This is a genomic window from Gottfriedia sp. NPDC058432 (assembly GCF_042721555.1).
Classification (GTDB): Bacteria; Bacillota; Bacilli; order Bacillales; family Bacillaceae_G; genus Gottfriedia.
In genome coordinates, this window is record NZ_JBHXLC010000001.1 from 290,969 (window position 1) to 317,650 (window position 26,682).

At 32.9% G+C, this 26,682-nt stretch carries 26 protein-coding genes and 1 riboswitch; of the genes, 18 read left to right on the top strand and 8 right to left on the bottom strand.

The genetic code is table 11. The annotated features are described in order from the left end of the window. Position 1 precedes the first annotated feature (1 nt). The 4 genes from ACFWM3_RS01520 to ACFWM3_RS01535 all read left to right on the top strand — a co-directional run bounded on the left by ACFWM3_RS01520 (position 2) and on the right by ACFWM3_RS01535 (position 4,095). Positions 2 to 1,246, top strand: a complete 1,245-nt coding sequence (locus ACFWM3_RS01520; protein WP_390309834.1) for a glutathionylspermidine synthase family protein — start codon at positions 2 to 4, stop codon at positions 1,244 to 1,246. A 23-nt stretch (positions 1,247 to 1,269) separates the two neighbouring features. Next, positions 1,270 to 1,671: a DUF350 domain-containing protein gene (locus ACFWM3_RS01525; RefSeq protein ID WP_390309835.1), complete on the top strand. Its 402-nt coding sequence runs from the start codon at positions 1,270 to 1,272 to the stop codon at positions 1,669 to 1,671. 309 nt (positions 1,672 to 1,980) lie between these two features. Further along, on the top strand, positions 1,981 to 2,865 hold the full coding sequence (locus tag ACFWM3_RS01530) for an ABC transporter ATP-binding protein (protein WP_056472357.1): 885 nt from the start codon (positions 1,981 to 1,983) through the stop codon (positions 2,863 to 2,865). After that, positions 2,866 to 4,095: an ABC transporter permease gene (locus ACFWM3_RS01535; RefSeq protein WP_390309836.1), complete on the top strand. Its 1,230-nt coding sequence runs from the start codon at positions 2,866 to 2,868 to the stop codon at positions 4,093 to 4,095. A 64-nt stretch (positions 4,096 to 4,159) separates the two neighbouring features. On the opposite strand, the gene ACFWM3_RS01540 is transcribed toward ACFWM3_RS01535, so the two are convergent. The 3 genes from ACFWM3_RS01540 to dat form a co-directional block, all read right to left on the bottom strand. Next, the gene (locus ACFWM3_RS01540) at positions 4,160 to 4,996 is read right to left on the bottom strand and encodes an SGNH/GDSL hydrolase family protein (protein ID WP_390309838.1); all 837 of its coding nucleotides are present in this window, start codon (positions 4,994 to 4,996) and stop codon (positions 4,160 to 4,162) included. A gap of 279 nt (positions 4,997 to 5,275) precedes the next feature. After that, entirely contained in the window at positions 5,276 to 5,575 is a 300-nt protein-coding gene (locus tag ACFWM3_RS01545) for a hypothetical protein (protein ID WP_056472363.1), read from the bottom strand. Positions 5,576 to 5,641: 66 nt separating this feature from the next. After that, positions 5,642 to 6,526, bottom strand: coding sequence for a D-amino-acid transaminase (dat, locus tag ACFWM3_RS01550; RefSeq protein WP_390309840.1), 885 nt, complete (start codon positions 6,524 to 6,526; stop codon positions 5,642 to 5,644). Between the two features lie 153 nt (positions 6,527 to 6,679). On the opposite strand from dat, the gene ACFWM3_RS01555 reads away from it, so the two are divergent. The 6 genes from ACFWM3_RS01555 (at position 6,680) to ACFWM3_RS01580 (ending at position 12,861) form a co-directional block, all read left to right on the top strand. Beyond that, on the top strand, positions 6,680 to 7,489 hold the full coding sequence (locus ACFWM3_RS01555) for a sugar nucleotide-binding protein (RefSeq protein ID WP_390309842.1): 810 nt from the start codon (positions 6,680 to 6,682) through the stop codon (positions 7,487 to 7,489). A gap of 126 nt (positions 7,490 to 7,615) precedes the next feature. Then, complete coding sequence (locus ACFWM3_RS01560) at positions 7,616 to 9,322, top strand: AMP-binding protein (RefSeq protein ID WP_390309844.1); 1,707 nt, start codon at positions 7,616 to 7,618, stop codon at positions 9,320 to 9,322. Positions 9,323 to 9,590: 268 nt separating this feature from the next. Further along, positions 9,591 to 10,178 carry a fatty acid metabolism transcriptional regulator FadR gene (locus ACFWM3_RS01565; protein ID WP_056472373.1) on the top strand — a complete coding sequence of 196 codons (588 nt, stop codon included), beginning with the start codon at positions 9,591 to 9,593 and terminating at the stop codon, positions 10,176 to 10,178. 37 nt (positions 10,179 to 10,215) lie between these two features. Continuing rightward, the gene (locus ACFWM3_RS01570; protein ID WP_390309846.1) at positions 10,216 to 10,986 is read left to right on the top strand and encodes an enoyl-CoA hydratase; all 771 of its coding nucleotides are present in this window, start codon (positions 10,216 to 10,218) and stop codon (positions 10,984 to 10,986) included. Positions 10,987 to 11,042: 56 nt separating this feature from the next. After that, on the top strand, positions 11,043 to 11,816 hold the full coding sequence (locus ACFWM3_RS01575) for an electron transfer flavoprotein subunit beta/FixA family protein (RefSeq protein ID WP_056472378.1): 774 nt from the start codon (positions 11,043 to 11,045) through the stop codon (positions 11,814 to 11,816). A gap of 67 nt (positions 11,817 to 11,883) precedes the next feature. Beyond that, positions 11,884 to 12,861, top strand: coding sequence for an electron transfer flavoprotein subunit alpha/FixB family protein (locus ACFWM3_RS01580; RefSeq protein WP_056472382.1), 978 nt, complete (start codon positions 11,884 to 11,886; stop codon positions 12,859 to 12,861). Positions 12,862 to 13,015: 154 nt separating this feature from the next. Here ACFWM3_RS01580 and ACFWM3_RS01585 read toward each other — a convergent pair whose 3' ends face one another. From ACFWM3_RS01585 to ACFWM3_RS01595, 3 genes are all read right to left on the bottom strand, one after another. Then, positions 13,016 to 13,255 (bottom strand): hypothetical protein, encoded by a 240-nt coding sequence (locus tag ACFWM3_RS01585; protein WP_056472385.1) that lies wholly within the window; start codon positions 13,253 to 13,255, stop codon positions 13,016 to 13,018. 323 nt (positions 13,256 to 13,578) lie between these two features. Next, positions 13,579 to 13,737 carry an FbpB family small basic protein gene (locus tag ACFWM3_RS01590; RefSeq protein WP_082459507.1) on the bottom strand — a complete coding sequence of 53 codons (159 nt, stop codon included), beginning with the start codon at positions 13,735 to 13,737 and terminating at the stop codon, positions 13,579 to 13,581. Positions 13,738 to 13,914: 177 nt separating this feature from the next. Next, positions 13,915 to 14,400: a GNAT family N-acetyltransferase gene (locus ACFWM3_RS01595; protein WP_056472388.1), complete on the bottom strand. Its 486-nt coding sequence runs from the start codon at positions 14,398 to 14,400 to the stop codon at positions 13,915 to 13,917. Between the two features lie 170 nt (positions 14,401 to 14,570). Between ACFWM3_RS01595 and trxA the strand changes: the two genes are divergently transcribed. From trxA to ACFWM3_RS01610, 3 genes are all read left to right on the top strand, one after another. Beyond that, the gene (trxA, locus tag ACFWM3_RS01600; RefSeq protein WP_056472391.1) at positions 14,571 to 14,888 is read left to right on the top strand and encodes a thioredoxin; all 318 of its coding nucleotides are present in this window, start codon (positions 14,571 to 14,573) and stop codon (positions 14,886 to 14,888) included. 283 nt (positions 14,889 to 15,171) lie between these two features. After that, positions 15,172 to 15,609, top strand: coding sequence for a MarR family winged helix-turn-helix transcriptional regulator (locus tag ACFWM3_RS01605; protein WP_056472394.1), 438 nt, complete (start codon positions 15,172 to 15,174; stop codon positions 15,607 to 15,609). A 77-nt stretch (positions 15,610 to 15,686) separates the two neighbouring features. After that, on the top strand, positions 15,687 to 17,321 hold the full coding sequence (locus ACFWM3_RS01610; RefSeq protein WP_286131710.1) for an MDR family MFS transporter: 1,635 nt from the start codon (positions 15,687 to 15,689) through the stop codon (positions 17,319 to 17,321). Between the two features lie 139 nt (positions 17,322 to 17,460). Here ACFWM3_RS01610 and ACFWM3_RS01615 read toward each other — a convergent pair whose 3' ends face one another. Further along, a complete protein-coding gene (locus ACFWM3_RS01615) occupies positions 17,461 to 17,892 on the bottom strand; it encodes a hypothetical protein (RefSeq protein WP_390309850.1) in 432 nt (143 codons plus the stop codon). A gap of 146 nt (positions 17,893 to 18,038) precedes the next feature. On the opposite strand from ACFWM3_RS01615, the gene uvrC reads away from it, so the two are divergent. Both uvrC and ACFWM3_RS01625 read left to right on the top strand, forming a co-directional pair. Further along, positions 18,039 to 19,814 carry an excinuclease ABC subunit UvrC gene (gene uvrC, locus ACFWM3_RS01620; RefSeq protein ID WP_056472406.1) on the top strand — a complete coding sequence of 592 codons (1,776 nt, stop codon included), beginning with the start codon at positions 18,039 to 18,041 and terminating at the stop codon, positions 19,812 to 19,814. Between the two features lie 74 nt (positions 19,815 to 19,888). Next, positions 19,889 to 20,064: riboswitch (Lysine riboswitch) on the top strand. A 103-nt stretch (positions 20,065 to 20,167) separates the two neighbouring features. After that, on the top strand, positions 20,168 to 21,409 hold the full coding sequence (locus tag ACFWM3_RS01625; protein ID WP_056472410.1) for an aspartate kinase: 1,242 nt from the start codon (positions 20,168 to 20,170) through the stop codon (positions 21,407 to 21,409). 616 nt (positions 21,410 to 22,025) lie between these two features. On the opposite strand, the gene ACFWM3_RS01630 is transcribed toward ACFWM3_RS01625, so the two are convergent. Further along, positions 22,026 to 22,472, bottom strand: coding sequence for a YslB family protein (locus tag ACFWM3_RS01630; RefSeq protein ID WP_056472416.1), 447 nt, complete (start codon positions 22,470 to 22,472; stop codon positions 22,026 to 22,028). A gap of 300 nt (positions 22,473 to 22,772) precedes the next feature. Here ACFWM3_RS01630 and ACFWM3_RS01635 point away from each other — a divergent pair, with 300 nt between their 5' ends. The 3 genes from ACFWM3_RS01635 to sdhB are packed head-to-tail and all read left to right on the top strand — an operon-like array spanning position 22,773 to position 25,956. Continuing rightward, a complete protein-coding gene (locus ACFWM3_RS01635; RefSeq protein WP_056472418.1) occupies positions 22,773 to 23,408 on the top strand; it encodes a succinate dehydrogenase cytochrome b558 subunit in 636 nt (211 codons plus the stop codon). A 12-nt stretch (positions 23,409 to 23,420) separates the two neighbouring features. Further along, positions 23,421 to 25,187 carry a succinate dehydrogenase flavoprotein subunit gene (sdhA, locus tag ACFWM3_RS01640; RefSeq protein WP_390309852.1) on the top strand — a complete coding sequence of 589 codons (1,767 nt, stop codon included), beginning with the start codon at positions 23,421 to 23,423 and terminating at the stop codon, positions 25,185 to 25,187. Positions 25,188 to 25,194: 7 nt separating this feature from the next. Further along, on the top strand, positions 25,195 to 25,956 hold the full coding sequence (gene sdhB / locus ACFWM3_RS01645; protein ID WP_056473098.1) for a succinate dehydrogenase iron-sulfur subunit: 762 nt from the start codon (positions 25,195 to 25,197) through the stop codon (positions 25,954 to 25,956). The last annotated feature ends 726 nt before the right edge of the window (positions 25,957 to 26,682 follow it).

Here is a 26,682-nt window from a genome sequence, read left to right on the forward strand (position 1 = left end):
AATGGATAATGTGAATTTACAGAATCATAGACGAAAACGTAAAGAAGTATATCAAAAACTTCCAGATTTTTGGGCGGATTTACAAGATTCATATTATGCTTTATTAGATTATTATCCATTGACTGAAAGTGAAGTTGATGAAATTCATTCAATAACGGAACAAATTGGGAAAATCTATGATAAGACAGCTCGGTTAATGAGACAGTTACCAGAGGATATTTTTTATATGCTCGGTTATTCAAAAGAAATCGTACCATTTTTACGTCATAAAACGATTGAAAGTGAAGGAATCATCAGAAGAATTGATCTCGTTCGTACAGTAGATGGTTGGAAACATTATGAATGCAATAGTGACACTCCAACTTTTATTATGGAGACCCATCATATCAATGGCTATATTACAGATTATTTTAACTTGAAAAATCCAAATGCTGATAGTGAAATGAAACTTTCTAACGTCATAAATCTTGTTGTCAATAAAAGTATAAAAGGGCTAGATGAACCAATTATTGTTTTTACAGCTCATGGTGATCATGAAGAAGATTGGAAGACAGTTAAATATATCCAATCCCTATACGATGGTAAGAGCCAATTAATATCACTAGAAGATTTACAGATTATCGAAAACGATGGACTTTATACACCTAAAGGGGAAAGAATACACATTCTTTACCGACAAACCTATCCAATTGAACACCTAGAGCTTGATCAATCTTCAGATGGAACAAAAATTGGTCTTGCACTATTAGAACTTGTAAAGAACGGTAAATTGATTATTTTCAATCCATTATCTTCATTCTTACTACAGTCAAAAGCAGTTCAAGCATTAATTTGGAATTTACATATAGAGCAATCAGATGTTTATACTGACGAAGAACATGATGTCATTAGAAAACATTTTCTACCAACATTTTTAGAGCCAGACTTCTTTATTGAGCACAACCTTCCGTATGTTGAGAAACCTGCTTTTGGTCGTGAAGGAGATTCAATTAAGATTATTAACGGGGAAAATCGTCAACAAAGCAAACAAAATAACTATCATGATCAAGTTATGGTATTTCAACAATATTCACCTTTACCTATGAGCAAGGTTATGACACCTGATGGAATGTTAGATTTACATGTATTAATAGGTAGTTTTTTGATTCGAGAAGATTACGGCGCAATTGGTGTACGTGCCGGGAATATTATTACAGGAAACGAAAGTTGTTTTTTACCAGTAGGGATCGTTGAAGAGAAAAATTAATTAGTGAGGGGATGAGAAGATAAATGGATAGTATTGTTAGTACTTTGATGTATTTAGGATCGGGACTTATTCTTTTATTTATTGGATTTTTAGCTTTTACTTTTACCACTAAGATGAGTGAACAAAAATTAATTTTAGAGGATGGTAATATTGCCGTAGCACTGAAATTAGCAGGAAAATTAGTAGGGTTAGCAATTGTTATTATGTCAGCAGCAAAGTATTCGGTTAACTATAGTGACTTCTTTATTTGGAGCTTAGTTGGTATTATAGCTCAAATGGTTACTTATTGGATTGCAGAATTTGTATTATTTCCAAAAATATCGTTTGCTAAGAAGGTTGAAGAAGGAAATATTGCCGTAGCTACTTTATTGTTTACTTTAAGTGTAACAGTTGGGTTATTAATTTCAGGTAGTATTTCATATTAATCAGACTGCCCGCCAGTCGCTCGCTTTCTTCGTTGCTTCTCCTGCCTGCGCGGTGCTCATTACCTTCTAGGGTAACCCCGCTCCTCAAAAGACAAGCGCTTGCAATCAGTCTGAAAATCCGGTTTTTAGAACTTTGTTAACACACTGAAATGAGAATGCTAGAGTGGCATTCTCATTTTTTCCTTTCTGTCTTAAGTATAACTATTTACTATTTTTACCTTTTATTAAAATTCTTTTAAATGTATGCTTAATGTATAGGAATTACATTTAAGTATACTTTTACTTAAACTTCAAAAAGGGGGAAGAGCGTTGACTTTAGAAATAAAACAGCTTTCTAAAAATTTTGGAGATACTATTGCAGTTAACGAATTGTCATTAACTTTGCCTACAGGAAGAGTACTAGGTTTACTAGGTAGAAATGGAGCAGGAAAAACGACCACCATTAAAATGTTATTAGGTCTTCTTACACCTACAAAAGGAGAAATAACTTGGAAAGGGAGCCCATTTAAACCCGATCAAGTTAAGGTAGGCTATTTGCCAGAAGAAAGAGGATTATTTACCAAAAGCAAGGTTGTTGATCAACTTAAATATTTTGGAAAGTTAGAAGGTATGTCTAATAAAGAGGTTGATGTAGCAATAACATATTGGTTAGACCGTCTTGAAATACCACATTATCGAAATAAAAAGGCAGGGGAGCTTTCAAAAGGTAACCAACAAAAAATTCAACTAATTGTAACTTTATTACATAACCCTGAGTTGATTATTTTAGATGAGCCATTTAGTGGACTAGATCCAGTTAATGCGGAGTTAATGGCTTCAATTATTACCGAACAAATCCAGAAAGGGAAAACGGTAATTTTATCAAGCCACCGTATGGATCAAGTGGAAGCTTTTTGCGAGCATGTTTGTATACTTAAGAACGGTAATGTAGTAGCGGAAGGTAGTTTAAGTGGATTAAAAGAAGACTATGGGTATAGAAATTTAATTTTAGAAGATATAGAATCAATTAAACAAATACTAGATTCCAATAATGTAAGTTATGAACAAAAGCAATTAGGAATTTACGTAAAGGTAAAAAGTGATGAGGAAGCTTTTACGATATTAAATCATATTAAGTCAGACTTGGGTTCTATTAGGAAGTTTCAATTATTAGAGCCTACACTAAATGATATCTTTATAGAGAGGGCGAAATAAATGAAGAAGTTTAGTACTGTCTTTTTATTTCATTTACGTGAAGGTCTTTTGGCAAGAGCAACGTTAATTATGAGTGTTATTTTATTTGTATTAGTCGTTGGAATATTTGGCGTACAAAAATATTTTGCTGGTACAGAAAAGAGCAATAAGGATAAAGATAAAATTGTTTTGATAAATAATTCGAATAACTATTCGGTAGATATTGCTAGTTTAAATAAAACGATTAAATCCGCAAAGATCGAGCAAAGCGATGCATCGAAAGAAAAAGATTTAAAAAAACAAGTTGAAGATGGATCAAAAGATGGACTGATTATTCTTTCCGAAAAGAACAATGTCCCGTCAATTCAATATACGTATAAAAAGTTTTCAAATAGTGAAATGTTTTCGGTCGTAAATATGACATTGCAGCAAAATTACTTAAATAAAACTGCCCAAGATTTAAAGCTATCGCCTGAATCTGCAACAAAGTTATTGCAAAAAGTAGAAGTAAATGAAAATGTTCTAAAAAATCCTATGGCTACATTCGGAATTGCTTACTTTTTTGGTTTCTTACTGTATATGTTTCTATTAATTTATGGAAACTCAATTGCAACAGGAATAGTTGCTGAAAAGTCTTCTAGGGTTATGGAAGTATTACTACCAAAAGTTAGTCCGATCGTGACTCTTTATGGAAGAGTCATTGCGGTATTTTTTGTAGCTTGTGCACAATTAGTTGTATTAGGATTAGGATTTCTTTTTGCCAATTTATTAGGCTGGGTTAATACTAGTGCGATATCTTTTTTGGGAATGAAAATAGATTTAGAGGCATTAGATACGACAACAATCATTGCATTTGTAGTTTATTTCTTACTAGGCTATTTGCTTTATGGATTACTTTACGCTGCAATTGGATCAGTCGTTTCAAGAACAGAAGAGCTTCAAATGGTTCTGATGCCAATTACTTTTTTAGTCGTAGCGGCATTCTTTATTAGTATTAATGCATTAGTAAATCCAGGTGGTACATTTGTCCAAATTAGCTCATATATTCCATTCTTTGCTCCGCTTGTAGCATTTTCTAGATTTGTAAGTGGAGAAATGAATTTTATAGAAATTAGCACTAGTATATTAATTTTAATCGTTTCAATTTGGATTTTAACTCGTGTTGCTAGCCGTATTTATGTTAATGGGGTAATGTATTACAGTGATAAGGTAAAGTGGAAAGATGTAGCTAGATTATTAAAAAGACAATAAAAAAATAGATCTCATAGGTCAAATTGCTGACTTTTGAGATCTATTTTTTAGCTGTTTTTATTGTCTAAGTTTCAGTTTTATGATCATTGTCCTCTTGTTCAATTCTACATTTAACATCCTGCTGTAGAACCTCTAACTCTCCAATTACAATCTCCGAAACTCGTTTATATCCTCTTGTTTTATTTGGATGCATACTATCAATTAAATAATATTCACCGTTCATTCTATTCCACCCAACATTAGAGTATAGGTCGATGCATGGCAATGCGTAAAATGCAGCTACATCTTTTACAGCACTAGCATAATCAGATGTTAAATAACCGACTTTATTTTTATCTTCATATTTTCCGTTGTGATATCTAGGTACAGGCGTCATAAGAATAATCCTGCAATTTGGTAACCTTGTTTGTATTTTTTCAATCATTGAACATAAAGCACCGATAAAAGTAGATTCGTCTAAATTGGGTCGTTCATTTGTTGGGAACCCTTTTCCTAAAGGAAGACCTCTACCAAAGTCATTTGTTCCACCCATTATTGTTAAAAGCTGAGTATCAAGTGGAATCGTAGCATTGATCCTTTGACTGTTACACATACTTGATAAAATTTCAGTCGTTCCATTTGGCTGTGGTTGAGGTGGTTGACCTTTGTAATTTCCATTTTTATCAATCCAGGCAATCGACCCATTTTCAGTTATAGTTGTTCCGCCAATCCCTCTATTTACATGAGTCAAGCCTAACCTTTCTGCTACAGCCGGCTGCCATCCGTTAGACGAAGTGATACTATCTCCGTAACTAATCCATTTTTTTGATTTGTAACCGGTTATTTTTTTTCCTTTTTCCATAGTTTTATTTATTAAAAATGAATTGAAAATACGTTTTACATACGATGTTAATCTAACCATAGAAATCACCCTTTTTACATATTTACTTCATAAACATGTAAAGCGTTTTTCTAAAAATGAAATTCCAATGACAGTACAGGATTTTGTAGTATGTAACATTTTATATGTGAAAATTATGACATATTACATTTATTCAAATAAAAATCAACTTAACAAAACTTTAAATCAATTGTAAAAACTGCTTATTAAAAGAAATTTGCACTTCGATAGTTAGTAAAACAACAAAAAAGCCTGTATCTTATAATTCTAGTCTAAGATACAGGCTATACTTTTCGGTGACTAATGGTGCTTATAAATATTTTTATCGGAGCTTTTTTTCATGAAGATCCCTATAATTAGCTGAATGAGACCAATAAGAAATATGATTGGATACAATACCCACATCAACATCCCTGCCCAGCCATCTCCTTTGATAATAGCATACGTAATTCCAATGGCAAATGACAAAAATGGACCAATGGCTACCATATTCGTGATACCCCATATGATATATTTTCGTTTTCTAGATTGCCCTATAGTAAAAACGAAAGCAAGAGATGCGCCAAAAAAGGCGATTAAAATAGCTATAAAAATTGCCAAATCCAGTCACTCCTCACTAAGGTAAAGCAATAAATTTTAATGCAGTTTTAGAATGCTAGTGAAAGTCTAGTTAGTTGACTGATCTTGCGGAATTTTATCAATTAAATTAGTGTATGAATCTTGAATTCTCTTTGTTATTTCTCCACGCTTTCCTAAACCAATAGTGTAGGACTTTTCACCAATTAGAACCGAAGTAACAGGTAGTATGTCAGAAACTGATGCTGTTGTAAAAGCTTCATCTGCATTTAAAAGCTCATCAATTGAGAATGGAATCTCTTTTACTTCGAGTCTTTCTTTTTTGGCAATTTCAAGTACTACTTTTCGGGTAATACCATTTAGAATTAAGTGATTCGCAGGATGAGTGAATAGAGTAGAGTTTTTTACGATAAAGACGTTTGTCGCTGATCCTTCTGTAATGATTCCATCTCTATGCAAAATAGCTTCTTTCGCTCCTTTAGCGTAAGCCTCATTTTTTACTAAAACACTTCCTAATAAGTTTAAACTTTTTATATCACAGCGGAGCCATCGAATATCATTTGTTACATAAGCAGTTATTCCTTTTTCCATTAGCTGTAATGGTCTATGATCTTCTCTTACTGTGTAAGCAATCAGTTGTGGCTTTAAATTAGCTTCGTCTTGATAAATATGATTGCGATTCATTACACCTCTACTAATTTGGATATAAACATATCCATTATCGTAATCGCAAGTATTCATTAAATAAACTAAATCACTTTCAAGTTTTTTGAGGTGCATTTTAAAAGGTATTAATATTTTTTCACAGCTTTCCTTCAATCGAATTAAATGTGCATCGAGTTCAAAGTACGACTTATTGAAAAAGCGAATAACTTCATAAACGCCATCTCCAAATTGATAACCCCGATCTAAAATATTTACATTTGCAGATTTTAAATCGACAATACGGTTGTTTAAAAGAACCTTTGTTTTCATATCATCCCCACTCCCTGTTATCATTTAAGTCTGTTTGACATAAGCCTTGAAATAGTCTGGACTTTAAATTTATGACCTTTGTAATCACTGTTAATTATGATACATTCAATATATCACAAGTTTATTAAATATTTTGTAAAAAGGAGAGAGACAATGAAATTATTAATTTTAGGTGCTAGCGGACTAGTTGGAAAGGCTTTAATAAAAGAATTTTCTCCTGATTATGACGTTTATGGAACGTTTAATCAAACAAAATTAGATTTGAAAAATGATCATCAATTACAATGGGATATTAATAACTCAGAGGAAATTTTGACCTGGATCGATCGTATTTGCCCAGATATAATTGTTTCTTGTTTACGTGGCGATTTTACTGTTCAATTCGAGGCGCATTCTAGAATAGTAGAAAAAATAAAATCAACTTCAACGAAATTTTTATTTTGTTCTACAACAAATGTTTTTGATGGAGAAGTTTCAAAGCATCACGCTGAAAACGATCTTCCCGTTGCAGAATCAGATTATGGACAATTTAAAATAAAATGTGAAAAATTAATTAAGAATGAGCTTGGTGATAACGGGATCGTATTAAGGTTACCAATGGTTTGGGGTAAACAATCACCAAGATTAAATGAATTAAAAGATAAAATAGAAAAGGGTCAAGAAATTGACGCATATGACAATATTTTTTTAAATCATGCCATCGACACAGGTATTGCTAAGCAAGTAAGAAAAATTGTTGAAAATGATTTAAAAGGAATATTTCATCTTGCAACAACCGATATAGACTCACAATATTCATTTATATTAAAACTTATAAAAAGGTTATCAAATGAGGGGAAAGTCAAATCTCTCTCTTTAGAAAACTTTGATGAATACAATTTTGGATTATTGACTAATCGCAGCGATTTGCCACCTAATTTTTACTACGATAGCGATGAAGTAATTGATCAATTAGTTCATTAATTCCCAAAACAAATTTGAAAACCACTATTGATTAAATATTCTTAATATTTTGATTGTATAGCTGAAATTTGTAACATATACTAATTTTAGTATGAACATACTTTTAAAATACTGGTGGTGAATGGTATGGAGGAACCAAGAGTAAAGCCTTGGGTGAGTCAGTATCCAGAGCAAATACCAGCTACATTAGAAGAAGATTTTGATTTATTACCAACATATTTAAAGCAAACAGCTTCAAAATATCCAGCTAAGAAAGCCCTTAATTTCCTTGGGAAATCGATGACCTTTAATGAAATTTATATTCAGTCTTTAAGATTTGCAAATTTTTTAAGGAATGTGGGAATTAAAAAAGGCGATCGAGTAGCAATTATGCTTCCTAATTGCCCTCAAGCAGTGATTGCTTATTATGGGATTCTTTTTGCAGAAGCAATTATCGTCCAAACAAATCCTCTATATACTGAACGCGAGCTTGAATATCAAATGAATGATAGTGGTGCAACAGCTATTATTTGTTTAGATTTATTAATTAATAGAGTGCACAAAGTAAAAAAATCTACTAATCTACAACATATTTTTGTTACTGCGATTAAGGACTATTTACCATTTTTTAAAAGGCTGCTATATCCTTATTCAAAACAGCCAAAGGCACCTGCGATTCCTGAAGATCATTCGATTCATCAATTTAGTTTTATTATGCAAATATCTGCACCTATCGAACAGGATCTTTCAAGTAGCAGTGTAGAAGATGTAGCAATACTTCAATATACTGGAGGAACTACTGGATTTCCTAAAGGTGTAATGCTTACACATAAAAATTTAGCATCAAATACGTTAATGGCAGAAAAATGGTTATATAAAAGCAAGAAGGGCCAAGAAAAGATTTTGACTGTATTACCATTTTTTCATGTATATGGAATGACGACATGTATGAATTTATCAATCATGTGTGCGTATGAAATGATTATTGTTCCAAGATTTGATGCAACTCAAATGCTTAAGGCGATCAATAAATATCGACCTACATTATTTCCAGGTGCACCAACAATGTATATTGCATTATTAAATCATCCTGATTTAAAGAAGAACGATATCTCATGTATTCATGCTTGCCTAAGTGGCTCCGCAGCATTACCTGTTGAAGTTCAAGATCAATTTGAAAAGGTGACAGGTGGAAAATTAGTAGAGGGCTACGGTTTATCAGAAGCTTCTCCAGTTACACATAGTAATTTCCTATGGGATAAGCGAGTAACAGGAAGCATTGGTGTTCCTTGGCCAAGTACAGATGCTAAAATTGTATCTCTAGAAACTGATGAAGAGTTACCTTATCGTGAAATTGGTGAATTAATCGTTTCAGGACCACAAGTAATGAAGGGGTATTGGAATCGTCCAGAGGAAACCGCAACGACGTTAAAAGATGGCTGGTTATATACAGGTGATTTAGGCTATATGGATGAAGAAGGCTTCTTTTATATCGTTGACCGTAAGAAAGATATGATTAATGCAGGAGGATTTAATGTTTACCCTAGAGACATTGAGGAAGTATTATATGAACACGAGGCTATTAAAGAAGCAGTTATAGTCGGTATTCCTGATGCTTATCGAGGAGAAACAGTTAAAGCTTACATTGTATTAAAAGAAGGAAAATCGGTAACTGAGGCTGAACTTGATGATTTTTGTAGAAAATATTTAGCAGCTTATAAAGTACCGAGATTTTATGAGTTTAGGAATGAATTGCCAAAAACAATGATCGGTAAAATATTAAGAAGAACATTACTTGAAGAAGAAAAACAAAAGGAAACGAAACCTGAGAATTCAGATGAAAATTTAATATAATAATATAGGGGGGATGATCATATAAGCATCCCTCTTTATTTTACGAACTGATATAAAAATACTATGTTAAAATAAATTTTAAGATTGATTAAAAAAGAAGTCTGATAAAATTTAAAGAAAGTACAAAGATTAAAAAGAAATTTAAAAGATTTTTTATAAAGAAACTTTATACATAAAAATATTACGGGACAATTGACAATTTTCTGATAAATTTGTATTATGAGAATATGAATGATTATTCATTCACTGTAAGAAGGGGTAAATAACAATGAAAAGAGATAAACCAAAATATAAACAAATAATTGATGCTGCAGTTGTCGTAATTGCTGAAAATGGTTACCATCAGGCGCAGGTTTCTAAGATTGCAAAACAGGCTGGTGTAGCTGACGGGACAATCTATTTGTATTTTAAAAATAAAGAATCCATCTTAATTTCACTGTTTGAAGAGAAGATGGGAAATTTTACTGAAAAAATTCGTGAAAAAATTGAAGGTAAACCGGACGCGATATCGAAATTATTAATGTTGGTAAAAACTCACTTTTATGAAATGTCTAAAGATTCGCATTTAGCAATCGTTATGCAATTGGAAGTAAGACAAACAAATATTGACCTTAGATTAAGAATAAATGAGGTACTGAAAGAGTATCTACATATCATTGATTCAATTTTAAATGAAGGGATCAATAGTGGTTTGTTCGACAAACAATTGGATATTCGTACAGCTAGACAAATGATCTTCGGCACGATTGATGAAGTGATGACCCATTGGGTAATGACAGGTCAAAAACAAGATTTAGAGTCAAAAGCCGATAAAGTTCACCAACTATTAATAAGAGGATGCGGGTACCAAAATTAACGTCCTAGTACATTTTGAAAAATAGGGAGGAATAGTTGTGAGTTTAATTCAATGTAAAATATCCGATGGTATAGCATTATTAACAATTCAAAATCCACCAGCAAATGCAATGTCTTCGGTTGTATTTGCTGATTTAGTTAAGCGTTTAGATGAATTAGAAAGTAACAATGATGTAAGCGTTTTAGTTGTTCATGGAGAAGGTAGATTTTTCTCTGCAGGTGCAGATATTAAAGAATTTACTTCTTTCAAAAATGCTGAAGATGCAGCAGCTGTTGCAAGAAGAGGTCAACTAGTATTTGATCGTGTTGAAAATTATTCTAAACCGATTATCGCAGCAATCCACGGAGCTGCATTAGGTGGCGGACTAGAATTTGCGATGAGCTGTCATATTCGAGTTGTTGCAGAAAACGCAAAACTTGGTTTACCTGAATTAAACTTAGGAATTATTCCTGGTTTTGCTGGAACACAACGATTACCACGTTATGTAGGTAAAGATAAGGCGTTAGTTATGCTTGCGACTTCTGAACCAATTTCTGGTGTTGAAGCTGGTAAAATTGGATTAGCTACAATTGTAGTGCCAGAAGAAACTTTATTAGATGAAGCAAATGCTTTAGCAGCTAAAATTGCTAATAAAAGTATGCAATCAATTCAATATATTCTACAACTACTATCATCTACTAGAACTACTTCATATCATGAAGCGGTGGAAGAAGAGTCTAAATTATTTGGAGAAATTTTTACAACTGAAAATGCAAAAGAGGGTATTTCGGCATTTTTAGAAAAAAGAAAACCAGTGTTTAATAAATAAGTAGTTTAATATTTTAAAAAAATAGATGTAGTTACATTTCCTGGGAGGGTATAACAATGAACATTTATGTACTATTAAAAAGAACATTTGACACTGAAGAAAAAATTACAATTTCAAATGGTGTAATCCAAGAGGATGGCGCTGAATTTATTATAAATCCATACGATGAGTATGCAGTTGAAGAAGCGATTCAAATTCGTGACGCTCATGGTGGCGAAGTAACTGTCATAACAATTGGTAACGAAGATAGTGAAAAAGAACTTCGTACAGCATTAGCTATGGGTGCTGATAAAGCAGTATTAATTAACGTTGAAGATGACGTTACAAATGCTGACCAATATACAACTTCTAGACTGATTGCTAAATACTTAGAAGATAAAGATCCTTCAATTATTTTAGCAGGTAATGTTGCAATTGATGGTGGTACTGGTCAAGTAGGTCCACGCGTTGCTGAATTATTAAATATTCCTTACGTGACAACAATTACTAAAATTGATATTAATGGTACGACAGCTACAATCGAACGTGATGTAGAGGGTGACACAGAAATCATCGAAACATCTTTACCATTATTAATCACTGCACAACAAGGCTTAAATGAACCAAGATATCCATCTTTACCTGGTATTATGAAAGCTAAGAAAAAGCCTTTAGATGAATTAGAATTAGATGATCTAGATTTAGAAGAAGATGAAGTTCAAGCAAAAACGAAAACAATTGAAATTTACCTACCTGCGAAGAAAGAAGCAGGCAAAGTTTTAGCTGGTGAATTAAAAGATCAAGTAAAAGAATTAGTTTCTCTACTACGTTCTGAAGCAAAAGTAATCTAATTTTATTGAATATTAGAACTTAAATAATAGATTAATATCGTAATAGAAAATTTTGGAGGGAAATAACATGTCACGTAAAGTATTAGTATTAGGCGAAGTTCGTGAAGGATCACTACGAAATGTTTCATTTGAGGCAGTAAGTACGGCTAAAACAGTTGCTGAGGGCGGAGAAGTAGTTGCTGTTTTAGTAGGTAAATCAGTTAGTGCATTAGCTACTGAAATGATTCAATACGGTGCAGACCGTGCAATCGTTGTTGAAGATGAAAAATTAGCATCATATACTTCTGATGGATATTCTCAAGCACTTTTAGCAGTTATTGACCAAGAAAAACCAGAAGGTCTAGTATTCGGTCATACAGCTTTAGGTAAGGATTTATCTCCGAAACTTGCTGCTCGTATGCAAAGTGGTCTTATTTCAGATGTTACAGCAATCGAAGTAGCTGGTGGTAATATCGTTTTCACTCGTCCGATTTACTCAGGTAAAGCATTCGAGAAAAAAGTTATGGTTGATCCATTTATTTTTGCGACAATCCGTCCAAATAACATTTCAGCATTAGAAAAAGATGCTACTCGCACTGGTGATGTGGCAACTGTTTCAGTTGAAATTAAAGACTTACGTTCAATCGTAAAAGATGTTGTGCGTAAAGCGAGTGAAGGTGTAGACCTTTCAGAAGCGAAAGTGGTCGTTGCTGGTGGCCGTGGAGTTAAGAGTGAAGAAGGCTTTAATCCATTAAAAGAATTAGCTACAGTATTAGGTGCTGCTGTAGGTGCATCTCGTGGTGCGTGTGATGCTAACTATTGTGACTACTCTTTACAAATTGGTCAAACTGGTAAAGTTGTAACGCCTGATTTATATATTGCATGTGGTATTTCAGGAGCTATTCAACATTTAGCTGGTATGTCAAACTCTAAAGTAATCGTTGCAATTAACAAAGATCCAGAAGCTAATATCTTCAAAGTAGCTGACTATGGAATCGTTGGTGACTTATTCGAAGTATTACCTTTATTAACAGAAGAATTTAAAGCTGTATTAGTTAACTCTTAATATAGAAGTTATAAATGATGCCCACAAGGTTAGTATCTTGTGGGTTTTTTATGTTTTTTCAAGTGGTCGTCATATAAAAAAGAGGGTTCAAAAGTACTTTAACTTTTGATACACCTCCTTTATAGTTCTTCTATTCGTTTACAAGCCATTGTCATTACATCCTAACAATGACTGATCCACCGCCACTTGTTACAACTTGATTTTGCTTTTGTTCAAGTTGTCTAAGTAATTCATTATTTGCTTCGATTGCTTTTACAAGGTTCGTAATTTGATTTTCAAGATTCATGAACATTTGCATAATTGATTGATGATCAGTTTGCACATGACCTTGAATACCGTTTCTCATAGGAAGATGGGGATGATGCGGATGTGAATTCCAAAAAGGATGATGCATACTTTTACCTCCAATTTCTAGACCAATGTACTATATAGTACGTCTATATTATTGTAAGAGTTCGCCTATTTTAGTTGGTTCAGTAATTATTGCTACTTATATCTATATGAGAAGATTATAGTCAAATTTAATTTCGTTTTTATAAACTTTAGTGAAGAAATATTAGAGCATATATATAAGAAAGAAGGAGTTTTTGTTTTTACCTTAGGTGTTCGGATGTATGGGGGACGTTGAACATGAACTAATAGGAGATTCAAGGGAAAGGAACAAATCCTTTTAGAACAAAACAAAAAAAGTAATCCCTCTTAAGGATTACTAAAAATTTATGATATAGCTTTGCCTAGTTTATTTTTTTCGGATAATAAATCGTGGCGTTTTTCAATTTTTCTTTCAATTTTTTCAATTTCTTCTTTGTTTCGTAATAAAGATTGTTTATTCTCATTAACTAATTGATTAAACGATTTACGTAAAGGTTTTCTCATAACTGCCACTCCATTCGTGATAAATTTTTTGAATATTATTATTATATTCAATAATATATTAACATAAAAAAAATACAATAATCGGCTGAAATTTTACAAAATTGTGACAAAAGCGGTGGATGTGTCATTACTCATGAACTTGATGTTTTCATGGAGCAACAATCACTAATTTAACATTTAAATATGAAAATCTGATGAAAAAACTTTTTCATAAACTTCTACTTCAATTCCATCTGCATTCGTTTTATTTTCAACATATTTAAATCCGTGAGTTTTCCAAAAAGATTTTGCTTGTTGGTTAGTAATTAACACGCCTAATCTTAACCGATGAATATTTCTTTTTATAAGTATCTCTTCAAATAAAATAAATGCGTTTGTTCCAAATCCAAATCCATGGTAATCATTATGGATCATTAAAAGACCTAGCCAAGGAAAACCATCTTTAGGATTTAGTGCTAAAAAATCAATTAATCCTATATAAGTATCATCTAATTTAATAAAATAAGTTTCTGTTTGGTGTGAAGAAGAATAATATTCCTTCATTAGTTCTTCTTTTGTTCGCGTTAAACGACCATTCTCCATTAAATTGTAATTTTGATTCGAATTTGTAATTTCTTCAATTACTTCTATTAAGTCAGTTGTAATTCTTTCAAATGTTATCACTTTTTTAGTCCTTTCATTGGTATATCAACTATTTGTTTGGAAATAGTAAGTTTGAGCAAATAAATAGAAAATGCTAATTCTCATATGGTATACTTTCTTTAAAATTATAACAAATTATGTCAATCTACATATTTTACTTATGTAGCTTGCGCAGGTAGGAGGAAAAATAAATGGCAATTGTTAATGCAACAAACGCAACGTTCGCAGAAGAAACAAAAGAAGGTGTAGTATTAGTTGATTTTTGGGCAACTTGGTGTGGTCCTTGTAAAATGATTGCTCCTGTATTAGAAGAATTAGCTTCTGAATATGGAGAAAAAGTTAAAATTGTTAAAGTTGATGTTGATGAAAACCAAGAAACAGCAGCTAAATTTGAAGTTATGAGCATTCCATCATTATTCGTTCTTAAAGACGGAGAAGTAGTTGAAAAAACTTTAGGTTTCAAACCTAAAGAAGCTTTAGAAGAATTAATTACTCCACATATTGGTTAATTATAATTTGTAAGAAATGCACTCATAATATGAGTGCATTTCTTTTTTTTGCATTTTTAACTAAAAAAGTCTTGGCTGAAACAATCTATTTAAAAACCTATTCCTTAAGCCAATGTAAATGTTTTCATTATAATTAGCAATTTTCTCAATTAGAGTAGTGTTAAAAATTTCTAATGTAAATTAGATTGACTATTTTTCTGTCACGTTTTATATTTAATAAGCATTAATATTTAACATACATTAAATATTTATTTTGATTAATTGTTAAAGGAGGTTAACTTTCTTGGGAAACAAAAATGAGTACATTGAACGGATTCAAATCGCACTTCAAAGTGCTATTCATAAAATGCAACCAAAAGTGACAGAAAGTATGAATAGTCATGGTGTAACGGCCACTCAATTTTTTGTTTTGATGTACTTACGAAAAAAAGAAAGCTGTAAAATATCTGAAATAGCAGAGATGATGGGTGTAAAACCAAGTGCGGTATCATTTATGATTGATCGACTTGAACATAATGACTTTGTATATAGAGAACATGATAAAAAGGACCGAAGAGTTGTAAATATTATGTTAACTGAGGAAGGTATAAAAAAATTAGAATCAGTGATAAAAGATCGAAAAGAAATTTTTGAAAGTTTCTTGTTTAACCTTTCTGACGAAGAGTTATTACAATTTGCAAAGATTACTGAAAAGCTTGCAAATGCTGCAGCAGATTTATAGAAATTTTTACAAGATACTTTTTGGTATTAGTAATTATAAAAAGAAAAAAGATATGGTAGAGAAGGGAGAAATATATTTTGACTACAAATACAAATACAGTTGTACAAAAAGATAGCAATCGTAAACTATTGCTAATTGGTCTAATTATTGCAATGTTTTTCTCGGCATTAGATGGCACGATCGTTGGTACTGCAATGCCTAAAATCGTTGGGGACCTTGGTGGTTTAAGTATGATGACTTGGCTTACAACAGCATACTTATTAACTTCAACTACTGTAGTGCCAATCGCAGGTAAATTAGCAGACTTATTAGGTCGTAGAAGTGTTTATATAGCTGGTTTAGTTATATTTATGGCAGCATCAGCATTATGTGGTATTGCCCATAACATGACTGAATTAATTATTTACCGTGGTATTCAAGGTATCGGTGGCGGTGTAATGATGCCGATGGCGATGATAGTAATTGGGGATTTATTTACAGGTAAAGAACGTGCGAAATTCCAAGGGGTTTTCGGTGGTATTTACGGTTTAGCTTCAGTAATCGGTCCACAAATCGGTGGGTGGATTGTTGACTCATTAAACTGGAAATGGGTATTCTACATTAACCTTCCAGTAGGTATTATCGCAACAATTTTTATTGCATTAGGTTTAAAAGGAAGAAAAAATACAGGACCAATCAATTTCGATATCGCTGGTATGGTGACTATGATTGTCGGTGTTGTAAGCTTACTCCTTGCTCTAAGTTTAGGTGGAGTTAAATATGATTGGAATTCTTGGCAAATCATTGGTTTATTTGTATTAGCAGTAGTTGGAATCATTAGCTTCGTTATTGTTGAAAATAAAGCTAAAGAGCCAATTCTACCAATGCATTTATTCAAAAATAGAACTTTCGTAACATTAAACTTAATTGGTTTCTTTATGACAATAGCGATGTTTGGTGCAATTATGTTCGTACCATTCTTCATGCAAGGTATTGTTGGAGTAAGTGCAACACAATCGGGGACAATTATGACTCCAATGATGGTCACAATGATTATTGCAAGTATTATTGGTGGTCAGGTTGTATTTAAAGTCGGTATTAAACCACAAATTATTACGGGAATGTTCGTAATTGCATTAGGTTTATACTTATTAACAACTTTAGATATGAATTCAAGTAAAACAATTGCAACAATCTTTATGGGAGTTATGGGTCTAGGTATTGGTTTAGTAATGCCGACAATTACACTAGCTCTTCAAGAAGTATTCGATAAGAAGGAATTAGGGATTGTAACATCTTCTAGCCAATTCTTCCGTTCAATCGGTGGTACTTTTGGGGCAACTGTTTTAGGTGCTGTAATGAATAGTAAATCAGGAACACTTCTAAACCATGATTTAGTTCCATTTTTAAATAAATTACCAGCTCAAGCTGCACCATTAGTAGACAAATTTAAAGACATGATTAATACAACTCCTCAATCTGTATTTACAATGTTATTTAATGCTGATGCTAAGAAGCTAATTCCAAAGCCAATTTTAGACGGTATGTTACCGATCATTAAAACATCTTTAATGGATTCATTACACCAAGTATTCTTTGTTGGTTTAGGATTCATTATAATTGGTGCAGTCGTAACATTTTTCCTAACACCAATTAAATTAACAAATAAAAAAGCCGGAGATAAAGAAGGTAATGAGCAAGAACAAGTAGAAGTAGAAACTGCGACTTCTTAATTTCTCAAGCTACAATAAAAGTGAAAACCATCCAGAATTATTTGGATGGTTTTTGTTTTGTGTAGTGTGAGGATGTGCGAAAAAAAAAGAGAGGTTTCATATAAAAAGTTTACCTTTTTAGGAACACCCTCTTTATTTTTTAAATAGCCATGGATACTTTTTCTTTTCTTTTTCTCATTTTTCGTTTATTACTCCACAAGATCCAAGATAAAGCTAATCCTGTTCCATTAAGGATAAAAAGACCGATACCACTTATTAGACCAATTATGCCGGTATGTAAGCTTTTCACTGAAAATGCAGACTGCTCAGGTCTTTTTCCAAAATTTTGAAATGGGGTTTGAGTATTGTCCCCACTTTGTTCATTTTGTTGGGTTGTGTTTTGATCGCTATTTTGAGATTGTTGGTTTCCGTTAAATTGTCCACCTGATGGAAACTGACCTTGCATTGAAAATCTTCCTTTTTCTTCGCCACCTTTATTGAAATACAAGATAATACCTGTAGTAGATTCGATTAGTAGGAAAACTGAAACAATCACACCAATCCAAAAATGAACTAATCTTACTTTTTTCATTTTGACATTGCTCCTTTTCTTCTTTTGATGAAATTAAAGTTACAATAGAAAGCTTAATTTTTACTTAATATCATTAAAGTATTTTCAGTTTTTGAATGTGGGGATTATAATATTAGTGTACAATTGCACGAAAGAGGTGAGAGGAAATGGACAATCACTTAAAAGAAAAATTAGCGCTTCTACCAGATCAGCCTGGTTGCTATTTAATGAAAGATATTCAAGGGACGATCATTTACGTAGGAAAAGCTAAAGTATTAAAAAATAGGGTTAGATCTTATTTCACGGGGTCCCATGATGGTAAAACCTACCGATTAGTTCAAGAGATAACTGATTTTGAATATATTGTTACTTCTTCAAATATGGAAGCATTAATTCTTGAGATGAATTTAATTAAGAAATATGATCCGAAATATAACATCATGTTGAAGGATGATAAATCATACCCCTTTATTAAAATAACTGCTGAAAAACATCCTCGCTTATTGATTACGCGAAATGTAAAAAAAGATAAAGGAAAATATTTTGGCCCATTCCCAAATGCTACTGCCGCTAATGAAACAAAAAAATTATTAGATCGTTTATATCCATTACGAAAATGTACTTCAATACCAGATAAAGTTTGTTTATATTATCATATTGGTCAATGTCTTGCGCCTTGCGTAAAAGAAGTAACTGATGATCAAAATCAAGAGATAGTTACTGAAATTGTCCGTTTTCTAAACGGAGGGGAAGACCAAATACGAAAAGAGTTAGAGGCAAAAATGCTTGCGGCATCTGAACAATTAGATTTCGAGCGCGCGAAAGAGTATCGAGACCAAATTGTATCAATTGAAGCCACTATGGAAAAGCAGAAAATGATGAGTAGTGATTTAGTAGATCGAGATGTATTTGGATATGCGGTTGACAAGGGATGGATGTGTGTTCAAGTATTTTTTGTTCGAAGAGGAAAATTAATTGAGCGAGATGTATCATATTTTCCAATTTACGATGAACCAGAGGAAGAGTTCCTATCATTTATTGGGCAATTTTATGAAAAACCACATAATATAAAACCAAAAGAAATTTTTGTACCAGATAAAGTTGATACAGAAATTTTAAAAGATTTATTAAAAATCCCTGTATTCCAACCAAAAAGAGGCCAAAAAAAGGAACTTGTTGTATTAGCAAATAAAAATGCCAAAATTGGACTCGGAGAGAAATTTAAATTAATCGAGCGAGATGAAGAAAGAACAGTTAAAGCAATCGAAAAACTAGGGGATATTTTAAATATTGAAACTCCGTATCGAATTGAAGCATTTGATAATTCAAATATTCAAGGAACAAATCCTGTTTCAGCTATGGTTGTCTTTATAGACGGTAAACCTTCAAAAAAAGATTACCGCAAATATAAAATCAAAACTGTTGTAGGACCCGACGATTATGATTCAATGCGTGAGGTAGTACGTAGAAGATATTCAAGAGCATTAAAAGAGAATTTACCTTTACCGAACTTGATAATTGTGGATGGTGGGAAAGGACATCTAGCTGCTGTTGAAGATGTACTTCAAAATGAATTAGGTTTATTCATCCCAACAGCTGGACTTGTTAAAGATGAGAAGCACCGTACTTCAGAGTTATTAATAGGACAACCACCTCAAATTGTCCAACTTGGTAGACAAAGCCAAGAATTCTTTTTATTACAAAGAATTCAAGACGAAGTACACAGATTTGCGATTGAATTCTATCGTCAACTCCATAGTAAATCAATGGTTCAATCTGCTTTAGATGGCATAGCTGGTGTTGGTGGTACAAGAAAGAAAGCATTGCTTAAACATTTTGGATCAGTCAAAAAAATAAAAGAAGCTTCAGTCGATGAATTAATGGCAGCTAAAATGCCCAAAAATGTGGCAGAAGAGATTTATCAGCATTTCCATAAAGAGTGACAGAGTTACCAAAAATTTTATCTTGACACTATTTTCAAAATAATTTATATTTTAGTTAAAATTAAATGATTTTCTCTCGTAATAGAGGTGCAAAACTTAAGAGTATGCTGTCATAGACGTGTGGCGTTGTGATGGACAGTTGAAAGGAAGTTTTGCCGAAATAAAATGAATCCACAATTCATTTTGTTGGGACTGCATTTAAGAAATGTAGTACTGTCGCATAATAATTATGCGGGGAGCTATTGAAGAGATGTTGATGATTTGTCTATTTTATTTTGTAAATTAGGCGCGTGAACATTGCTTCACGCGCTTTTTTGTATTCTTTTTTAAGTAAACAGGTGAGGATGAGAAAAATGGGAATTATTGTTCAGAAATTCGGTGGTACTTCAGTAGGCTCAATTGAACGAATTCAGCATGTTGCTGAAACAGTAACCAAATCATATAAAGAAGGAAACCAAGTAGTTACAGTTGTATCTGCGATGGGACATCATACAGACGAACTAGTTAGTTTAGCAGCTCAAATTAGTCCACAAAACAGTAAACGTGAATTAGATATGTTACTTACTACAGGGGAACAAGTTTCGATTTCTTTACTAGCAATGGCAATCCAAGCAAAAGGTTTTAAAGCAATTTCACTAACAGGTTGGCAAGCTGGAATTCAAACTGAACCTGTCCATGGTAATGCGCGTATAGATACAATTCATACAGAAAGAATTCAACAATTACTTGATGAAGGATATATCGTAATTGTTGCTGGTTTCCAAGGTTTAAGTGACAACAATGAAATTACGACATTAGGTCGTGGAGGTTCAGATACAACAGCAGTAGCATTGGCTGCGAGCTTAAATGCAGAACGTTGTGATATTTATACGGACGTATTAGGGGTTTATACTACGGATCCAAGAGTTGAACCAAGTGCATCTAAATTAAGCCATGTCTCTTATGATGAAATGTTAGAGCTTGCAGCTTTAGGAGCAGCAGTTTTACATCCAAGAGCAGTAGAATTCGCAAAAAATTATAATTTAATTATTCAAGTTCGTTCAAGTCAACATGATGAAATCGGTACATTTATTGGGGAGGAAACACAAATGGAACAACAATCAGTCGTAAGAGGAATCGCATTCGAATCTAATGTAACAAGGATGACTTTAAATGGTTTAAATAACCATGTTGATTTATTACCTAAAATTTTTACTTTACTAGCAAGTGAAGGTATTGATGTTGATATTATTATCCAAAGTGTAACATCAGATAACTTAGTAAATCTTTCATTCTCGATCAAATCTGAAAATATGATGGAAGCAATAACGCTTCTAGAATCGAAGAAAGAATTTTTAGGATACCGTTCATTTGATTTTGAAAGTGAACTTGCTAAAGTTTCAATTGTAGGTAGTGGAATGGTTTCGAATCCAGGAGTTGCTGCAAAAATGTTTAAATTTTTAGCTGAAAGTGAAATTCCTGTAAAAATGGTAAGTACTTCTGAAATTAAAGTATCAACAGTGGTACCAAAATCAAAATTACAAGAAGCAGTTCATGCTCTTCATAAAGGATATGAATTAGATCGTATTAATGAAGAAGTAGTAGTAGAAAACTAAATATTTTAATAAACCCTTTTAGGCGTACAAATTCTTATATATAGGCTTTGAAATATTGATTTTATCAATATTCATCACGTTCAGAGTTACTGAGCCGTATAGTATTGAGATGGAGCTTAAAAGGGTTTTTTATTCGTTAAGCGAATAAATTATATAAAGATTCTGTAAATTTAAAATAAGTAAGGCGAACGGCTAAATGGTAATTAAAAGAAGGAGGTATTAATAATGAGGCATAGTTTAATTGCCTACGGATATGGAGAAATTGTGCTACAGTTCGTTCTATTAATACTCGCCATTTTGTTTTTTGTTTGTATATGTTTATTCTTGTTAAATTCTATTATTAAAGGAGTTAAAAGAAACAAGAATTTTGAGGTAATTAGAAGGCAGGATCAAAGTAATGAAAAGAAAGAGAAGGGGTAGGAAATGAAAGATAATATCATGTCCTTAACTGAACTATTCTTAAATTAAAGTAAAAATTGAACTTGATCATTTATTTATAAATACTCAATTTATAAACTAGTTGTACCTGTATTTGAACTTATAATTCAATATTTCAAGAAAAAATCATTCAAATGAAAACACCACAAGGGACTTAAACCTTGTGGTGATTTTCATTTTATCTCCTTGTAATAGGATCCTTTAAATCCCATTTTACTTGGAACTTTACTTTGTCGCCTCTTTTGCTTTGCTCTTCATACGTTTCAGCTATAACATCGATTTGCTGTTGAATTTGCATCGCTAGAAATCCAGCTTCTAATTGGTAGGATACGTTCTTTTTTTGTTGATTTCTGTATGTAATTAATTCAGAAGATAGAGTTAAATGAACTTCTTGCTTCTTTTCTTCTTCTACAGTAAGAGTACCCCAACCAGCCTGATCAAAAAATTCTATAATTTCTTCAAAGGTTGCTAAAGGATATTTTCTGGCAATCATTTTACCCGCCCAATATAAAATATCATTTTGCTCTTTTCCTAATAAATCATTCAATAAGTCGTTACGTATTAGCTCATAGCCAAAACCAGAAATATTTCCCGGAATATTTAAATCTTCAATGCCGTTCGTCATGGTCGGATAACTCTCCCTTTCCTAAAAAACATGTTTTTATTATATACAATATTTAATAGTAAAAACAATAATTCGACACTTGTAGATTACAAGGATTACCAATTTAAATGAGAAGTTTTTTCAGTAAAGAAAAATGTACGCGTTTTCTTGACCTGCTATATTATCAGGAGTAAAATGGGTTGTAGATAAATGTCATAAAAATTTCGACTTTTTATGCGTCTTACTTATTTATTCTATTTTTTTAGAATAATAGAAGAGTTAAATTTTCATGTGCACAAACTAAAGGGGGCAGGGGTTTACATGAGCAACAAGAATGGAAGGGAGTTTTTCTTTAGAAAACTTCATTCATTGCTAGGAGTTATTCCGGTTGGAATCTTTTTAACACAGCACTTAGTTGTCAATCATTTTGCGACAAATGGAGCATCATCGTTCAACAAGGCTGCTGAATTTATGGCGAACTTACCATTTCGCTATTTTTTAGAAGTTTTTGTCATTTTCTTACCAATTTTATACCATGCAATTTACGGACTATACATTGCGTTCACAGGAACTAGCAATGTTAAAAATTATGGATACTTACGTAACTGGTTATATTTATTCCAACGTATTTCTGGTGTAATTACTTTAATTTTTATTACTTGGCACGTATGGCAAACACGTATCGCTGCTCAACTAGGAGCAACGGTTGATTATAATATGATGGCTGATATTTTTCATTCAAAATTTATGTTAGTTTTCTATATAGTAGGTGTTATTTCAACAATATTCCACTTTGCTAATGGATTATGGTCTTTCTTCGTATCTTGGGGAATTACTGTAACACCTAGATCACAACGTATTTCAACATATGTTACATTAGGTATTTTCGTTGTATTATCATTCGTTGGATTAACTGCTATCTTTGCATTCATTGATCCACAACTAGCGAATTTGTAAGGAGAGAGAGTCATGAGTGGGAAAATAATTATCGTCGGTGGCGGATTAGCTGGTCTTATGGCAACAATTAAAGCTGCTGAAGCTGGCACAAAAGTAGACTTATTTTCATTAGTTCCCGTAAAACGATCACATTCAGTATGTGCTCAAGGTGGAATTAATGGTGCGGTAAATACAAAAGGTGAAGGTGACTCTCCTTGGGAGCACTTTGATGATACAATTTATGGTGGAGATTTCTTAGCAAACCAACCACCAGTAAAGGCAATGGCAGAAGCAGCACCTGGCATCATTCATATGATGGACCGTATGGGTGTAATGTTCAACCGTACGCCTGAAGGATTATTAGACTTCCGTCGTTTCGGTGGAACGCAACATCACCGTACAGCATTTGCTGGTGCTACGACTGGTCAACAATTATTATACGCATTAGATGAGCAAGTTCGTCGTTACGAATCTGAAGGTCTTGTTCAAAAGTATGAAGGCTGGGAATTTTTAAGAGTTGTTGTTGATGATGAAGGAGTATGTCGTGGTATTGTTGGACAAAACCTAACATCAATGGAAATCGTAAGCTTCCCTGCGGATGCTGTAATTATGGCATCTGGTGGCCCTGGTATTATCTTTGGTAAAACTACAAACTCAATTATCAACACTGGTTCAGCTGCTGCAGCTGTATATCGTCAAGGTGCAGTTTATTCAAATGGTGAATTTATTCAAATCCATCCAACTGCAATTCCTGGAGATGATAAAAACCGTTTAATGAGTGAAAGTGCTCGTGGTGAAGGTGGACGAGTTTGGACGTATAAAGATGGTAAACCATGGTATTTCTTAGAAGAGAAATATCCTGCATATGGAAACCTTGTACCAAGGGATATTGCTACACGTGAGATTTTCTCTGTATGTGTTGACCATAAGCTTGGTATCAATGGTGAAAACATGGTTTATTTAGATCTTTCACACAAAGATCCACATGAACTTGATGTAAAACTTGGTGGAATCATCGAGATCTATGAAAAATTCACAGGTGATGATCCGAAAAAAGTTCCAATGAAGATATTCCCAGCAGTTCACTACTCAATGGGTGGATTATGGGTTGACTATGACCAAATGACTACAATTCCTGGTTTATTTGCTGCTGGTGAGTGTGATTACTCAATGCACGGAGCTAACCGTTTAGGAGCTAACTCATTACTTTCTGCTATTTATGGTGGAATGGTTGCTGGACCAAATGCTGTAAGATACGTAAATGGTTTAGCTAAATCTTCAGATGATGTTTCAAGTTCTGTATTTGAATCAAATGCAAATGAAGAAAAAGAAAAAATGAATCGTATTTATAAAATGGACGGTAAAGAAAATGCATACCTTCTTCATAAAGAGCTTGGAGAGTGGATGACAGACAACGTTACTGTAGTTCGATTTAATGATCGCTTATTAAAAACTGATGAAAAAATTCAAGAGCTTTATGAGCGCTATCAAAACATTAATATTAATGATACAGCTAAATGGAGTAACCAAGGTGCTTCATTTACTCGTCAACTTGAAAACATGCTTCACTTATCACGTGTGATCACATTAGGTGCATATAACCGTAATGAAAGCCGTGGAGCTCACTATAAACCTGAATTCCCAGAACGTAATGACGAGGAATTCTTAAAAACTACAATGGCTAAATTTGATGAGAAATCAAATTCACCATTATTCCATTACGTAGATGTTGATACATCATTAATTCAACCTAGAAAACGTGATTATTCTAAGAAGAAGGAGGACAAAGCAAATGCATAATGGAACAATGACTGCTGAAAAGACAATTACTGTAATCGTTAAACGTCAAGATTCACCAAATACTGCGCCATATGAAGAAACATTTACTGTCCCTTATCGTCCGAATATGAACGTAATCTCGGCGTTAATGGAAATTCGTAAAAATCCAGTTAATTCAAATGGAAAAGAAACGACTGCAATTTCTTGGGATATGAACTGTCTTGAGGAAGTTTGTGGAGCATGTTCTATGGTTATCAATGGTAAACCAAGACAATCATGTTCAGCGCTTATCGACAAATTGGAACAACCAATCCGTCTTGAGCCAATGAGCACATTCCCTGTAGTACGTGACTTACAAGTTGATCGTAGTCGTATGTTCGATTCTTTAAAACGCGTTAAAGCATGGATTCCAATTGATGGAACGCATGACCTAGGTCCTGGACCAAGAATGCCTGAAAGAAAACGTCAATGGGCTTATGAATTATCAAAATGTATGACTTGTGGTGTATGTTTAGAAGCTTGTCCAAACGTTAATAGTAAATCTAACTTTATTGGCCCAGCACCACTTTCACAAGTGCGTTTATTTAATGCTCATCCAACTGGAGAAATGAATAAGGAAGAACGTCTACATGCAATTATGGGAGACGGTGGACTATCAAACTGTGGTAACTCACAAAACTGTGTACAATCTTGTCCAAAAGGTATTCCTTTAACAACTTCAATTGCAGCATTAAACCGCGCAACTACAATCCAATCTTTCAAAGACTTCTTTGGAAGCGACGAAATTTAATAATTATAAAAGCATGTTCCTTAGGGACATGCTTTTTTTAATACTAAATGACATGGTATATAAAAATAAGTGACATGTATTAACTATTGGAAAGCACTTTTACTTTAGCTACATGGAAACATGTGAGTGCACCATTTTTCAATTTGACAAAGGTATTAGAGAGAACAAATTAAGTGGAACTTTATTGATGTTAAAATTCATATTTTGACGATTTATTAATGATTTTAATTAATGTGTTTCAACAATTTAAATAAACAAATTATAGTAAATATTTTTTCAGAAGGTAAAAATTTTAAGTGGAAATTTAGATAAATAATTTTTAATTAATTAGTTTGTATGTTGATGTTCAGATTTTAATTGACTTACAACCTGATTAATAAACTGTTATTTTACGCTAAGTAAAGGTATTAAGATAGCTTTTATCGCACCACTTTTTTTGATGAATAAGTTGATTGGAATGGAGGGGTGCTCGACTCCTATGGGAAATGCGGGAAGGCTGAGACCCCGCAGGAACGAGGAGGCTCAGGTCTCGCCCCATGGAAAGCGAGCATCCTGTAATGGAAATCAACCACACTCTACTCCTTTTACAAAAATTTGGTTATTATTTGACAAGACTATATTTCAACAGCGTGAAAAGCATATTCCTTAGGACATGCTTTTTCTATTTGCATTAAAATAAATATCTTCTAATAAACTCGCATTTCAAATCATATCAATAGTAAAGGC

What these genes read in the sequence shown, in the direction of transcription:
- ACFWM3_RS01520 (WP_390309834.1), top strand. Translation starts at nt 2, where the DNA reads ATGGATAATGTGAATTTACAGAATCATAGACGAAAACGTAAAGAAGTA.
- ACFWM3_RS01525 (WP_390309835.1), top strand. Translation starts at nt 1,270, where the DNA reads ATGGATAGTATTGTTAGTACTTTGATGTATTTAGGATCGGGACTTATT.
- ACFWM3_RS01535 (WP_390309836.1), top strand. Translation starts at nt 2,866, where the DNA reads ATGAAGAAGTTTAGTACTGTCTTTTTATTTCATTTACGTGAAGGTCTT.
- ACFWM3_RS01540 (WP_390309838.1), bottom strand. Translation starts at nt 4,996, where the DNA reads ATGGTTAGATTAACATCGTATGTAAAACGTATTTTCAATTCATTTTTA.
- dat (WP_390309840.1), bottom strand. Translation starts at nt 6,526, where the DNA reads ATGAAAACAAAGGTTCTTTTAAACAACCGTATTGTCGATTTAAAATCT.
- ACFWM3_RS01555 (WP_390309842.1), top strand. Translation starts at nt 6,680, where the DNA reads ATGAAATTATTAATTTTAGGTGCTAGCGGACTAGTTGGAAAGGCTTTA.
- ACFWM3_RS01560 (WP_390309844.1), top strand. Translation starts at nt 7,616, where the DNA reads ATGGAGGAACCAAGAGTAAAGCCTTGGGTGAGTCAGTATCCAGAGCAA.
- ACFWM3_RS01565 (WP_056472373.1), top strand. Translation starts at nt 9,591, where the DNA reads ATGAAAAGAGATAAACCAAAATATAAACAAATAATTGATGCTGCAGTT.
- ACFWM3_RS01575 (WP_056472378.1), top strand. Translation starts at nt 11,043, where the DNA reads ATGAACATTTATGTACTATTAAAAAGAACATTTGACACTGAAGAAAAA.
- ACFWM3_RS01580 (WP_056472382.1), top strand. Translation starts at nt 11,884, where the DNA reads ATGTCACGTAAAGTATTAGTATTAGGCGAAGTTCGTGAAGGATCACTA.
- ACFWM3_RS01585 (WP_056472385.1), bottom strand. Translation starts at nt 13,255, where the DNA reads ATGCATCATCCTTTTTGGAATTCACATCCGCATCATCCCCATCTTCCT.
- ACFWM3_RS01590 (WP_082459507.1), bottom strand. Translation starts at nt 13,737, where the DNA reads ATGAGAAAACCTTTACGTAAATCGTTTAATCAATTAGTTAATGAGAAT.
- trxA (WP_056472391.1), top strand. Translation starts at nt 14,571, where the DNA reads ATGGCAATTGTTAATGCAACAAACGCAACGTTCGCAGAAGAAACAAAA.
- ACFWM3_RS01615 (WP_390309850.1), bottom strand. Translation starts at nt 17,892, where the DNA reads ATGAAAAAAGTAAGATTAGTTCATTTTTGGATTGGTGTGATTGTTTCA.
- uvrC (WP_056472406.1), top strand. Translation starts at nt 18,039, where the DNA reads ATGGACAATCACTTAAAAGAAAAATTAGCGCTTCTACCAGATCAGCCT.
- ACFWM3_RS01625 (WP_056472410.1), top strand. Translation starts at nt 20,168, where the DNA reads ATGGGAATTATTGTTCAGAAATTCGGTGGTACTTCAGTAGGCTCAATT.
- ACFWM3_RS01630 (WP_056472416.1), bottom strand. Translation starts at nt 22,472, where the DNA reads ATGACGAACGGCATTGAAGATTTAAATATTCCGGGAAATATTTCTGGT.
- ACFWM3_RS01635 (WP_056472418.1), top strand. Translation starts at nt 22,773, where the DNA reads ATGAGCAACAAGAATGGAAGGGAGTTTTTCTTTAGAAAACTTCATTCA.
- sdhA (WP_390309852.1), top strand. Translation starts at nt 23,421, where the DNA reads ATGAGTGGGAAAATAATTATCGTCGGTGGCGGATTAGCTGGTCTTATG.
- sdhB (WP_056473098.1), top strand. Translation starts at nt 25,195, where the DNA reads ATGACTGCTGAAAAGACAATTACTGTAATCGTTAAACGTCAAGATTCA.